This is a genomic window from Pseudomonas machongensis (genome assembly GCF_034961125.1).
In the GTDB taxonomy this organism is placed as follows: Bacteria; Pseudomonadota; Gammaproteobacteria; order Pseudomonadales; family Pseudomonadaceae; genus Aquipseudomonas; species Aquipseudomonas machongensis.
Map to the genome: position 1 here is coordinate 24,657 of NZ_JAYFUI010000188.1, position 13,259 is coordinate 37,915.

At 57.4% G+C, this 13,259-nt stretch carries 11 protein-coding genes and 1 pseudogene; 8 read left to right on the top strand and 4 right to left on the bottom strand.

The window, feature by feature from the left end; genetic code table 11:
• Positions 1 to 106 precede the first annotated feature (106 nt).
• From VA602_RS21820 to VA602_RS21855, 8 genes are all read left to right on the top strand, one after another.
• The gene (locus VA602_RS21820) at positions 107 to 349 is read left to right on the top strand and encodes a hypothetical protein (RefSeq protein WP_054894680.1); all 243 of its coding nucleotides are present in this window, start codon (positions 107 to 109) and stop codon (positions 347 to 349) included.
• A 113-nt stretch (positions 350 to 462) separates the two neighbouring features.
• On the top strand, positions 463 to 732 hold the full coding sequence (locus VA602_RS21825) for a DUF3077 domain-containing protein (protein ID WP_054894681.1): 270 nt from the start codon (positions 463 to 465) through the stop codon (positions 730 to 732).
• Between the two features lie 334 nt (positions 733 to 1,066).
• Positions 1,067 to 1,537 carry a hypothetical protein gene (locus VA602_RS21830; protein WP_323454322.1) on the top strand — a complete coding sequence of 157 codons (471 nt, stop codon included), beginning with the start codon at positions 1,067 to 1,069 and terminating at the stop codon, positions 1,535 to 1,537.
• Positions 1,538 to 1,696: 159 nt separating this feature from the next.
• Positions 1,697 to 2,164: a hypothetical protein gene (locus tag VA602_RS21835; RefSeq protein ID WP_323454323.1), complete on the top strand. Its 468-nt coding sequence runs from the start codon at positions 1,697 to 1,699 to the stop codon at positions 2,162 to 2,164.
• Between the two features lie 90 nt (positions 2,165 to 2,254).
• Positions 2,255 to 2,737, top strand: a complete 483-nt coding sequence (locus VA602_RS21840; RefSeq protein ID WP_323454324.1) for a hypothetical protein — start codon at positions 2,255 to 2,257, stop codon at positions 2,735 to 2,737.
• Positions 2,738 to 2,906: 169 nt separating this feature from the next.
• Positions 2,907 to 3,251, top strand: coding sequence for a barstar family protein (locus tag VA602_RS21845; protein WP_323454325.1), 345 nt, complete (start codon positions 2,907 to 2,909; stop codon positions 3,249 to 3,251).
• A gap of 430 nt (positions 3,252 to 3,681) precedes the next feature.
• Complete coding sequence (locus VA602_RS21850) at positions 3,682 to 7,809, top strand: HigA family addiction module antitoxin (protein ID WP_323454326.1); 4,128 nt, start codon at positions 3,682 to 3,684, stop codon at positions 7,807 to 7,809.
• A 283-nt stretch (positions 7,810 to 8,092) separates the two neighbouring features.
• On the top strand, positions 8,093 to 8,503 hold the full coding sequence (locus tag VA602_RS21855; RefSeq protein ID WP_323454327.1) for a hypothetical protein: 411 nt from the start codon (positions 8,093 to 8,095) through the stop codon (positions 8,501 to 8,503).
• A gap of 169 nt (positions 8,504 to 8,672) precedes the next feature.
• On the opposite strand, the pseudogene VA602_RS21860 reads toward VA602_RS21855, so the two are convergent.
• The 4 genes and pseudogenes from VA602_RS21860 to VA602_RS21875 all read right to left on the bottom strand — a co-directional run.
• Positions 8,673 to 8,900: pseudogene (locus tag VA602_RS21860) on the bottom strand (mechanosensitive ion channel family protein); the annotation flags it as partial.
• 23 nt (positions 8,901 to 8,923) lie between these two features.
• Positions 8,924 to 10,177, bottom strand: a complete 1,254-nt coding sequence (locus VA602_RS21865; protein WP_323454328.1) for an arsenic transporter — start codon at positions 10,175 to 10,177, stop codon at positions 8,924 to 8,926.
• A 7-nt stretch (positions 10,178 to 10,184) separates the two neighbouring features.
• A complete protein-coding gene (locus VA602_RS21870; protein WP_151924301.1) occupies positions 10,185 to 11,429 on the bottom strand; it encodes an MFS transporter in 1,245 nt (414 codons plus the stop codon).
• A 420-nt stretch (positions 11,430 to 11,849) separates the two neighbouring features.
• On the bottom strand, positions 11,850 to 13,124 hold the full coding sequence (locus tag VA602_RS21875) for a mechanosensitive ion channel family protein (protein WP_323454329.1): 1,275 nt from the start codon (positions 13,122 to 13,124) through the stop codon (positions 11,850 to 11,852).
• Positions 13,125 to 13,259: the final 135 nt, after the last annotated feature.

Genomic DNA, 13,259 nt, shown 5'->3' on the forward strand with positions numbered 1-13,259 from the left:
GCGTGCGCCGGAACTTGCATAGTCCGCCGGTCTGTCAACCCACGTACAGCTGCCACCCTCCCGTTTGACAGCAGGCAGGTGGCGGTCCGAGCAAAGGATCTATGCCATGTTGAAGATCGTTCCCGACCCACCTCACAACAATCACTCCCTCGAAGACACCATCATCCAAGCCACCGAGTACGCACTCTGCGCACAAACCGTGGCTCATCAAGCGGTCCTCCTCCAACCCAAGTCCCCCGTCTCGCTCCTGATAATGGCTGCCATTCATGAAATGGAAGCGCTGAGAATTTTGCTGGAGTCGGCTTTGATACAGGTTCAGATGCCGGCAGAGCCGCAGACGGCTCACTGAGTTGAATGGGATGTGGCTGGGCTGGCCTCTTCGCGGGCAAGTCGGAGCGCCGAACCGCCACTCTCACATCAGAGTTGTTCAGCGAGCATCGAGGTTTTCAGGGAGATGAAGGGATGGATACAAGCGATACCACACCGAACACCACCGTCGGCAAGACACGATTCTACCAAGGCAAGGGCCTGACCCAGCCGCTGTTCTGTATCGAGCCGGGCATCCCGTGCGAGCGAGCGCGTGAGCAGGCCTCGGAGTTGATGGGGTATGTGCGTGACATGACCTTGAGTGGGGTGATGGATGAGAACCCGCAGCTGGTCTGGGCTTCGTATTACCTGAGTGCATTGGCGAAGGCATTGATGGACGATGCGGAGCTGGGGATGCGACGGTAAAAGCGGGCTTATTGGACCTGGAGTTGAGTGGGTTGTGGCGGCGGCGGTTCGGCGTCCCGACTTGCCCGCGAAAAGAGCACCGCGGTGGATGGCACCGGCTATGCCGGTGAGCGCGGGACAGCCCGCTCCTACAGGACCTGCGCAGGATTCGGGGTAATTAGAGTGTTTGAAATAGGCTTGGAGGCGCGTCGTGGCTTTGGATGGGTAGCTGCTGCTCGTGAGTGACTGCTCTCGACCCTTTACGGCCTGTCGCTTGATACACTCCATCCACCCAACCCAGCCCTCGGTCCTTTCGATTCATCGTCAGCTTTGCTGCTTTCAGGGTGAACTCAAGATGCCTACTTTTGAAATTTTGCCATTGCAAGCCATCGGTCCAGTACGCCTTGGTGCTACACGTATGGAAACGAGGGAGGTAATGGCCGCCATTGGATACCCGCTGGAAGCTGCTCGTGATCATCTCGATTATTTTTCCAGTAATGCTATGCAAATTTCGTATGACATCGACGAGACAGTAATCTTCATTGGCGTATCTAGAAGTTCAACTTTCAAGGTGACATTCAAAGGCTTCGACGTTTTTAACCTTGCAGCTCCCGACCTTTTCTCGCTGATGGCCGAGGCCGATAATTCTGGCCCGCATGAGTTCAACAGCTATGAATATTGCTTCCCAAACCAGATCCTTACGCTTTGGGATGCGGATGAACAGTATGACCGAGACGGCGGGGAGGCACGCGAGATATGGAGTCAGGTCGGGATTGGCAATGATGCCTACCTGGGCGCCGTCGCAGCCATCAAGGCCAACGTATGAATTGCGGAGGGGGCCGTTTGGGATCGAACGCGACCTGTCATCACTGACTGCTATCGACCCAAAGCAGCCCGTCACGCGGAGCGTCGCTATCTACCAAAGGAAGACATCCGCACCTGGAAAAAGTAACCTCTTCAGAGTTCAGGGGGGCCAAGAGCTGGAATGAGTAACCTGCTATCCATTACAAGCCATAAATCCAAGTACAGCCTCGGCTTCTACCCGACGTTTGCCATTGACGGAGTACCTCTGGAGGTTTGGCTACCTCAGCACAATCGGGAAGCTGAGTTACACCTCGTATCAGCTCATTCAGGCCTGAACGACGATGACGACACCGATTTGGTATGGGACCGGATCTACTCCACGGCTCCGGGCTGGGAGACCTTGGTCCCTCTGCTTGTTTGCCCTGATGACTCGGACCTGACATGTACCGTCATTGTCGCTGAGCAGCGCGCCGATGAGCACCACGTTCAGTGGCGGCGATTTGGTTTGCTGAGGGATTCAATCACTTTGCAATCCCCTGCCGTTAGTTGGTATGACTCAATACCGGACCTGGCTTTCGAACGCGCCTGTTTCGAGACTGTGCTGGACGCGTTCAGGAAACAACAGAACATCAAATTGGACTGGGATTAAAGTCGGGAGCGGTGCATCCAAGCCCCCAAAGCGATCGGTGATGACCGGTAGAAACCGGCCAGGGGCAGACGTTCGACCCAAGGTAATGCGATGAAGAAAAAAGCAAGAATGGTTGCTGCACTTCTGGCCAGTAACGCAGCAAGCCAGCTTGGGCCTGCTTGGACTTTTGACCCTGATCGAATGGTCCGCATGACCGACTGTCATTCGATCATCGGAGTACTTCGCCACATCAAGTACAGTGGGCCGGAATGGGCGCATCGTTACGTCCACCTGTGCTTTCCCGGGCCATCAAACGCTTGGGCTTTGATGTACCCGTTTCTTGATACCAGTGCCCCATACTTTGACTTCATGTATACCCACAAAGCGCCGCCTCAGACGGCGCTGTCCGCACTGCTGGAGCAATATCCACAGTGTTCTGTCATCGACTGGTCACCCGGACGCTCGGCCTGCATCGAAGCTCAGGGGGTAAACGTCGAAACGCTCGCTGAAATTATCCGGGATCTGGCTGAGGCCGCTTGGTATGAGCACATCACGTTCGTCGATGCTGCATACGAGGAAATGGACAGAGCGTGACCCAATAGCAGTTAGTCGAACGTAGCTTTCCAAGCGCGTAAGTCAAGATCAGACGTGGGGCAACAATCGACCACGCAGGACGGACCACAGCCCACTTGATTGAAGGAAATTTGTTATGAGCCATCTTTGACTTCGCCTCGCGGAATCGGGATGTCTAAACATAGGTGCGATGGAAAATTATTTGATGATAGTGCATGTGGATGGAAACCAAATTACTGACTGGCCAACATTTCACAGTGTTTTCGCGGAAAAGTTCGGTTTCCCCAGCTTCTATGGCGGCAATATGGACGCTTGGATCGATTGTCTTTCCTCTCTTGATGACCCGGCCGCAGAAATGACTTCTATCCACGTTCAGCCTGGGCAGACGCTTTCACTGGTCATAGACAATGCTCAAGCGTTCAAACGCCGCTGCCCTGATCAATTCGAAGCGCTGGTGGAATGCGCAGCTTTCGTAAACTGGCGGATTGCGGTTGCAGGCGGCACGCCGCTGCTGGGGCTAGCTTTCAGCGTCTAGAGGCTCATCCGCGCGAACTAGCGCTCAATTGGCGGGAGACTGCTTTGGGTCGAAAGCAGCCGGTCGTGAGCGTCTGCTATCGACCCATAACCGCCTCTCATGGAAGGCATCAGTCGGCCAGCGGCCTTTTAGAAGAACAGGAACCGGCCAATTGAGGATGTTTGTCGGGCCTCTGCCCACGCCGTGCCCTCGGGAATGAGCGCTCGACCTGAGCAGCTCCGCTGACACCCGCTCTTTCCCACGTGCTCGCGTATGAAGTCTGGAGCTAAATCGGCAAAGATTTTTTAGCGTAGCGGCTCGCTTCGAGAGTTGAAGGTAGGTGATCGGAGAGTATGTCGGAAAGGCAATATGTGTATTGTGTATCGCTACGCAATACACGATACTTTTCCCGACCTTGCTCCCCCCCTTACTGCGCCCACAGGACTCATCAATGACCTTCCAAGATTTTCCTCACCCAGGTTTGCGAATCAAGGCGGAGGTCATCCCGGCAGGGATGACAGTAACTAAGGCTGCATCGCTAATGGGGGTGGGGCGTCCAGCCTTATCAAATCTCCTCAATGGCAATTCAGCCTTGTCGGCCGAGATGGCTGCGCGGCTGGAGAAAGCTTTTAAGGTGCCGCTCAAAGAACTGATGGAGATGCAGGCTCAATATGAGGCTGCTCAGGCCAGCAGGAAAGTAAAGCCAGCCAGTGCAATGACCTATGTCCCGCCTTTTTTGGAGATCAAGGCTCAAGCCATCGAAGACTGGGCTTCTCATAACATTCAGGCGAGATCCCGCTTTGCGGTGTTTCTGCGTACTTTGGTTCACTCGACAGGTGTTGGGCTTGCGAAGGTTGATTTCCCAGGCAATGACGATGCTGAGCGTCCGGGTTGGGACGGCCTGGTTGAGGCCGGCGAGGGTACGCCATGGGTCCCAGAAGGCTGTTCGGGGTGGGAGTTTGGCACCAACGAAAAACCACTCACGAAAGCCAATGGAGACTATGACAAGAGCGTGATTGCTCTTGAGCCATCAGTTCGTAGGAATATGACCTTCATATTCGTCACGCCTCGCCGTTGGCCCGGTAAAGGTTCTTGGGTGGTTTCTAAGCAAGCGTTGAAAGAGTGGAAAGATGTTCGTGCATACGACGCGAGTGACCTTGAGCAGTGGCTAGAGCAGTCGCTACCTGGGCAGGCATGGTTTGCAAGCGAAACACATATCCCGGCTCAAGATGTGCGCTCACTCGACAAATGCTGGACCGAATGGGCGGAGGTATCGAATCCACCGTTAGCGGGAGGTCTATTTGCTTCAGCGATCGAAGATGCTAAACGGGCTGTAGCCTCTTACCTGTCGAGTTCTTCTACTGGCCCTTTCGTGGTAGCCGCCGACTCGGTTGAGGAAGCGCTTGCATTCCTTGCTCAGCTTCTCAGCGAGCATGGTGGTGAAGAATTGGCTTCATATCGAGATCGAGTGTTGGTCTTTGACAGGCCGGGAGCTCTGCCCCGGTTAGCCTCGGCTAAACAAGCCTTCATTTCTGTCGTCTATACGCGTGATGTAGAGAAAGAACTCGCGCCCTACGCAAAATCCATGCACTCATTTGTGGTCTATCCACGCAACGCGGTGGTCGCTTCTCCTAGCGTCTTGCTTAAGCCAGCTAGTTCCCAGACGTTCACTGCGGCGCTTGAGAGTATGAACATGAGCCGGGATGAAATTACTCGCCTAGCGAAGGCCTCTGGCCGTTCTCTAACGGTACTCCGCCGCCAGCTTTCTTCACTCCCTGCTGTTAAGTTGCCGGCGTGGGCCGCAGATCCTCAAACGGCAGCCAAGCTTGTTCCATTCCTATTTGTAGGGGCTTGGGATAGCCGCAATGAGGCCGATAAATCTTGGCTGTCGAAGATGGCTGGGGGGCGCCCCTACGACGAGCTTGAGAAAGACTGCCAGAGCTTGGCCACGCTTAACGATGCACCAGTTTGGATGGCGGGTGCGGCGAGAGGGGTAATTTCAAAGCTGGATCTGCTCTTTGCTGTTGCCGCTGAGGTGACGGCTTCTGATATGAGGCGTTACTTCGAGGTAGCGCGAGTCGTGCTGGGAGAAGACGACCCTGCTCTTGATCTGGATGAAGATCAGCGCTGGAGGGCGGCAGCCGAGGGTAAGGTGCGCGAGTTCTCCAGTGCTTTCCGAGACGGAGTTTTGGAGACGCTAGTATTGCTTTCTGTACACGGCCTTGAAGTCTTTAAAGGGCGACTGGGCATTGATATCGAAAGCGAGGTTAATAGCGTTGTGCGCGATTTGTTGCGCCCTCCGTTAACTGCGCGAGTGCTGGAGGCCCATGATCAGGACCTCCCAACCTATGCAGAGGCTGCTCCCAGCGAGTTCCTATCCATCATCAGACAAGACCTTCAGGCTGAAAATCCCGCTGTTTATGGTCTTTTGCGGCCGGTGAGCTCTGGAGTTTTCGGCGCTACTCCAAGTCGCACAGGACTGCTCTGGGCGCTTGAAGGCCTCTGCTGGAGCCCTGAAACTGTTGCGCATGCAGTGTCTATTCTTGCGCAACTCTCACAGATCGAGATCAAGGATAACTGGACCAACAAGCCCGCGCACTCACTGGGATCAGTTTTCCGCTCTTGGATGCCACAGACTGCCGCTAGCCTTCAGCAGCGAGTGGGGTTGCTCAAGAATCTAGTTGCCAAGTTTCCTGATGTCGCTTGGAGCATCTGCATGGCAGAGCTCAGCCTTGACAACGGCATAGGTGATTACAGTCACAAACCACGTTGGCGTGATGATGGTTATGGCTACGGTGAGCCCTTTGAGACATGGAGTCCAATACTTGAGTTTAAGAAGGAAGTGATTGCACTGGTACTGAATTGGCCTACGCACTACACGTTGGACATGCTCGGTGAGCTGGTCGAACGCTTGCAGGGGCTGAATGAAGATGATCAGACTCGAGTTTGGGCGATGATCGAAGATTGGGCGATTACTCAAGCTAGTGACGCTGACAAGGCTGCAATGCGAGAGAAGGTTCGGAGATCGACACTGTCGCGACGTGCTGCGCTGCGTGCAAAAAAGGATAGCGATTATGCGGCGCTGGTTATAGCAGGAAAGTCTGTCTATGAGGCGTTAGAGCCTCATGACATTTTGAATAGGCATTTGTGGCTGTTCCGCACTGGATGGGTCGAGGAATCTGCGGACGAGTTGGAGGACTTTGCGACGCTCGACCATCGTGAGCGCGAAGAGAGGATCAATCGCCTGAGGGTAGAAGCACTAGGCGACATTCTTGCGCATCGCGGGCCCAGTGGGATTCTTGAGCTGGCTGAGCGTGGAAATGCAGCATGGATTGTCGGTTCTCTTGCCGCCAGAGTCGTGTTGCCTGAGCCCGAATTACTGACGTTACTTCGTAATGCGTTTGAAGCAATCCATTCCGATGGGGACGTGGGGCATTCGCATAGGAATCTTATTAGCGGAGCGCTACAAGCTCTGCCAGATGACCGGCGCAATGGGGTGTTGTCGAGTTTAATGGAAGGCTTGCCTGCAGAATCTGTAGTTGATTTGTTGCTGCTCGCTCCTTTTGGACGCTCGACTTGGAGTTTGATAGATGCTCTGGACGAGCAGATTCAGTCTGAGTACTGGAGCAAAGTGGTTCCAGATTGGATCAGCGATTCAGAGGCTGAGCGAAATGAGGCTATTGAGCGACTTCTCAAAGCGGAAAGGCCGAGGGCAGCATTTTCTTGCATTCGTTATGCGCTATCTAAAACGGATCCAGAGCTTATTTTCCGATTGATGTCGGAGATGGCCCGTGGAGGTAGAGACCTGCCTGGGCAACATATGCTGGAGCCCTACTACGTAGAGGAGGCGTTCAAACGTATGAGCGACTGCTCGAGTTTGTCGCTTGAACAGAAGGCAGGTTTGGAGTTCGCCTATATCGAGGTTCTGGGTCAGCCATTTGCGAGGCGAGCGATATCGAACATACCGCACCTTGAGCAGTACGTAGAGATGCACCCGGAGCTTTTCGTCCAGGCTATATGCTGGATGTTTAAGCGTGCGGATGGCGGGGTCGACCCAGATGAGTTTTGTGTGCCACCCGAGCGTGTAGGTGAAATGGCTACGCGCGGATACAAGCTGCTGAGTGCGCTAGGTCGGATTCCTGGCGAGATGGCCTCTGGCGAGGTTAACGGGGCGCGCTTGGCGGCGTGGATCACCAATGTTCGGCAGTCATGTAGCGAACTGAGCCGTGCAGATGTTGGGGACAGCCGTATTGGCGAGCTTCTATCACATGCATCTAAGGGAAAGGACGGTGTTTGGCCCTGTGAAGCGGTGCGTGCTGTGATGGAGGACATTCAATCGGAGGCGATGATGCGAGGTGCTCACACTGGAGTTTATAACTCACGTGGTGTGCATTGGCGGGGTGAAGGGGGGGAGCAAGAGCGCGTGCTGGCTGAAAAATATCGCGGCTGGGGAAGGGAGCTACAGATATCTCATCCGTTTGTTGCTTCGAAGCTGCTGATGGCATTAGCCAAGACATATGACCATGAAGCAAGGAGAGAGGACACCGAAGCGGACATTCAGCGGCGTTTGCATCCCTGAGGCATGCTGCCTTGAGTTGCCAACTAAATCGCCCAGCTTTGTAAAAACTCTGACTGCTTTTGGCCGTTTTCTGCCTCATGCGAAGGGCAGCTTTGGGTCGATAGCTGCCATCCACGAATGGCTGCTTATCGCGTCTGAAGTGCAATAGGGGCAGAAAAAGTCCTTCGATAACGATATTGGAACCTCGCTACGCTAGCCGCGTGGAGATGAGAATTATCTCAGGTTTTGCGTATTTGCTAGGTCATCGGCATTCTTAAAGCGACGATTTTTAGAGGCAACTGAAGTGGACATTGACCGTCTGTTAAAAAAGCGGCAACTGAACGTGCAAGAGCAAAATACTCTTGTGGCCCACAGACTCATGGAAACGGCCAAAGCGTGGTTGGTCAGAGGAATTCCCGTTGCCTTGAAACACTATGGCGAGTCAAAAGGCATTCGATGGTCAGAAACCATCGTACTCAATCTTGAGGTCGACTTTCCCGGAATGCCAAACCTTTATGGTCTTTTACTCACTCACGCGGAGCGGTTCATAGCGTTTGAAATTGACACCGATGGCACTCATAGGTACGTGGAGTCGGTGAGTCAATGGGAGGATGTTTCTGCAAGTCAGGACTACGCGTTACGCAAGCGAGGTACTGGCAAGGGCTTCGCAGCAATTGCTCTTCAAGTCAGGCGCGAACTCTTATGCGGCCTGTAGGTGTGAACTATAGGGTTTGATATTCCATTGTTCATAGGACGCTGTTTTTGATTGCAGGGGGGGCGCTTTGCGGCCCTTTCGCGAGACAAGTCGGGGCGCCGAACCGCCGCCCCTACAGGGATTGGGCCGGAACAAGACAGTTGATCCCGCAAAGTTCGCCACAGGGGCTTCAGGCCTCGCTCATCCGCTCAACCCGTGCCGCCAGCCCTGAGCGCATATCACTACCGCTACGCTGCTGATACAGACTCAACCCAAACTCCAGCAACACCGCCAACGGGTAATCGAAGCTATCCCCCTGGATCCGTTCGTACTCGGCCCACACCGTGGTGCGGGTAAAGCAGCAGATCTCCAGCGGCACACCCTCGGCGCTGGTCTGCATCTGGCTGACCATGCAGGACGTGGGAGCACGTGCGCACTGACTCACACCCAAAGCGCCAGCAGTGCTGCTGCAAGTGCAGGCGGCATCACCAGCAGCCCTAGGCGCAAAAAGTTCCAGGCGCTGACATGCGCCCCTTCGCGACGGATCGCCACCAACCACAAAAGGGTGGCCAGTGATCCGGTAATCGACAGGTTCGGCCCCAGGTCGACGCCGATCAGCAGCGCCGCGGTCACCTGCTGCGGCAGGGCCACCAGCGACCCCATGGACCCGGCTATCAATCCCGTCGGCAAGTTGTTCATCAGGTTGCTGGCGATGGCCACGCCCACGCCTCCCACCCAACTCGCCCCGATCGTCGACTCTGCGGCCAGAGCAGCCAGCCGCTGGGCAAGCTGCACTATCAGGCCGGTCTGGGCGACAGCTTCGACCAGTATGAACAAGCCCGCCACCAACGGCAGCACACCCCACGCTACATGGCGTAGTACCGGCATCGGGCTGCGCCGCTGGCGTAAGTGGATCAGTGCTGTGGTTGCCACGCCGGCACAGAAGGTCGGCAGGCCTAGTGCCCGGTCCAGCGCTGAGGCTCCCAGCAGCAGAATTGCCGTGAGCACGATGCCCACCGCGCATAGACGGGCGCCCGGAGACAGCGGCTGGTTATCCACATCCAGAGTCAGCGGTTGGCGGATCTGCCGGCGTTGGGTCAGGCGCAGCACCAGATAGGTCAAAGCGATTGCCGCAAGCGATGGCAAGCTGAACTGCCTCAGCCACTCCAGTAGCGGGGGCATCTGGCGGCCGAAGACTACCAGGTTGGCCGGATTGGAAATCGGCAGCACGAAACTGGCGGCGTTGGCGATGAAGGCGCAGATCAACAGGTAGGGCAAAGGCTCGGCCTTGGCAGCCTTGCACGCCGCATACACCGCAGGAGTCAACACCACCGCCGTTGCATCGTTGGACAGGAAGACGGTGACCAGCGTACCCACCAGAAATACCAGGTCGAACAGCCTTTGCCCCGAACCTCGGGCGTGGCGGACCGCGTAGCGGGCCAGCCAGTCGAACAGCCCCTCCTGGCGTGCAAGCTCGGCCAGTACCATCATGCCGATCAGGAAGAGGTACACGTCGCCGCCTTCGGCCACTGCCGCCAGAGCGCTGCGCGGTGTGATCAGGCCCAGGCCTGTCAGTAGCAGCGCACCGCCCATGGCCCAGACGTATTCCGGGATCCGCCAGGGGCGCAGGATGACACCGCAGGTTGCCAGAGCGGCTACCGTCCAGATGATCGAGGCGTTTTCGCTGTAAGGCATGAGGCGTCTAGTTTCCGGCAGGGGTAGGCAGGGGCGATGGCGCGACGCCCGGGTGAGTCTCCGGCAGCGCCATCAGCACTATTGCGAAGGCGACCGCGGCAATGCCGGCCAAGGTCAGGAATGCCGCATCGTAGCCGGCTGCTTGAACAACCAGCCCGGCAATCCCAGGGCTGAGCGCAGCGCCCAGTCCGAACACCGCCGTCAGCGCGCCAAGGCTGAAATTGAAGCGCCCGGTACCTTCGGTCAAATCCTTGATCACGATCGGGAACAATGCTCCGAAGATGCCTGCGCCGATTCCATCGAGCAATTGCACGCCAACCAGCCAGAATGGGTTGTCGGACGCCACGTACAGGGCTCCGCGCAGCGGTAGGATGAAAAAACCGGCCAGAAGGAACGGCCTGCGCCCCCAGGTCTCGGCCTTTGCCCCTACCAGCAGCGCCATCGGCACCATCACCAACTGCGCTGCGACGATGCAGGCGGATGTGAGTGGAGTGGCCAAGCGCAGGTCGACTTGCGATAGCTTCTGGCTCACCAGCGGCAGCATCGCCGCGTTGGCCAAGTGGAACAAAGCGCAGCACACAGCGAATACCAAGAGCGTGCGGTTGTGCAGGAGGACCCTGAACCTGGCAAGGTTTTCAGCACAACCCGGACCATGGACAAGGCCGCGAGCCACCTGGTGGTCGATGGCGGCGGCTGGCACACGCCACATCGCCACAATGCTGGCTACGGTCATGACCGCCATGAGATAGAACACCACCACCGGGCCGAACAGATACGCCAAGCCACCGGCCAGCAATGCTGAGCAGGCATTGCCCGCATGGTTGAACGTCTCGTTGCGACCCACCCTTCGCGTAAAGGCCTTGGGGCCTGTGATGCCCAGCGAGATGGCGGCAATCGCCGGAGCGAACAGCGAGCCTGCTATGGCACCGATCGTCTGGGTCAAGGCCACCCCGGCGAACGACGAAATCCACGGCAGCAGCAGGCAGCTGCCGGTCACCAGCACGGCGGCGGTCACGACCACCGCGTGTTTGGCTGTGGTGCGGTCAATCAAGGCTCCAGCCGGAGTTTGCGCCACCAGTGCAGCGATGCCTGCCAGGCTCATCACCAGGCCAATGCTCGCCGGCTGCCACTGGTGCACGGCAAGCAGGTAGATGGCGAGGTAGGGCCCGAGTCCGTCACGCACGTCCGCCAGGAAGAAGTTCAGCCAGTCAAGGGCACGGTCGTGCGAAGCGGCGCAGCTTGAGTGTTCCATGGACGCAGTCTCTAAAAACAAGGGGGAGCGCGATGGGCAGTTACTGGTCGCGCGCAGGGCTGATAAAGCTGCCGTCTGATGCCCACCAGTCCAAAGCACTTCCTGCACTGTAGGCCAGCGCGCCCCTATCTGTACGCGGCTCTGTCGTTGACATAGGACTTGCTCAAATGGTTCGGCGACACGATCGGTCGGCACGCAGATCATTGCGGTTTGGGGGGAACCGATAAGCACGACTACGCGTTGCGCAAGCGAGGTACTGGCAGGGAGGCGCGAGTTGCTATGCGGCTTTTAGGTGGAAACCCAAGAGTTTGAGCTTCCATTGGCTATCGGATGCGGCTTTTCGTTGCAGAGGGCCGCTTTGCGGCCCTTTCGCGGGGCAAGTCGGGGCGCGAACCGCCGCATCCATTGGGGGAGCGCTTTTTAGGCCTCGCTCATCCGCTCAACCCGCGCCGCCAGCCCCGAGCGCATATCACTACCGCTAGGCTGCTGATACAGACTCAAGCCAAACTCCGGCAACACCGCCAGCAAATAATCAAAGATATCCCCCTGGATCCGTTCGTACTCGGCCCACACCGTGGTGCGGGTGAAGCAGTAGATCTCCAGCGGCACACCCTCGGCGCTGGTCTGCATCTGGCGGACCATGCAGGTCATGTTCGGGTGCACGTCGGGATGGTTCTTCAGGTAGGCCAGGGCGAATGCGCGGAAGGTGCCGATGTTGGTCAGCTTGCGGCGGTTGGCCGACAGTTCGGCTACCAGGCCCTGGGCTTCGTTCCAGTCGTGCAGCTCCTTGCGTTTGGTCGCCAGGTAGTCGCCGAGCAGGCGCACACCGCCCAGGCGCTGTTCTTCTTCGAGGGTGAGAAAGCGCACGCCGGTGGCGTCGATGAACAGGCTGCGCTTGATGCGCCGCCCGCCGGACTGCTGCATGCCCCGGTAGTTGCGGAACGACTCGCTCATCAGGCGCCAGGTGGGGATGGAGACGATGGTCTTGTCGAAGTTCTGCACCTTGACCGTATGCAGGGTGATGTCGATCACATCACCGTCGGCGCCGACCTGGGGCATTTCGATCCAGTCGCCGACGTGGAGCATGTCGTTGCTGGTCAACTGCACGCTGGCAACGAACGACAGCAGGGTGTCCTTGTATACCAACAGCAGCACCGCCGACATCGCACCCAGGCCCGACAGCAGCAACAGCGGCGAGCGGTCGATCAGGGTGGCGACGATGACGATGGCGCTGAACACCCACAGCACCATCTTCGCCAGTTGCACATAGCCCTTGATCGAGCGAGTGCGGGCGTGTTCGGTGCGGGCGTAGATGTCCAGCAGGCCGTCGAGCAGGCACGACAGGGCGCGGGTGAGGAACAGCAGGGTGACGGCCAGGGCCAGGTTGCCGAGAAAATGCTGGGCGGTGGCCGAGAGCTCCGGCACCAGTTTCAGGCCGAACTGCAGAATCAGTGACGGCGTGGTCTGCGCCAGGCGGTGGAAGACCTTGTTGTGGCGCAGGTCGTCGAGCCAGCGCAGCGGCGGCTGGCGGGCCAGCAGGCGGGTGCTGTGCAGCAGCAGGAAGCGCGCCAGGCGGCCGACCAGCAGCGAGACCAGCAGCAGGACCACCACGCCGAGGGAGGCGTGCAGCATTGGGTGTTGGTCGAGGGTGCCCCAGAGGTCCAGGGTGTCGTGCCAGATTCGTTGGATATCCATGTAATCAATGCATTCAGTGGGTCGAACGGAGCGCCATTAGAGCGCGGAAACCGCGAATGTTGCCAAAAGATATTCGGCTACAGCCGCGGAAAACGTTACCCTATGCAACCGAATTGTCCGCATCTGTCTGAGGTA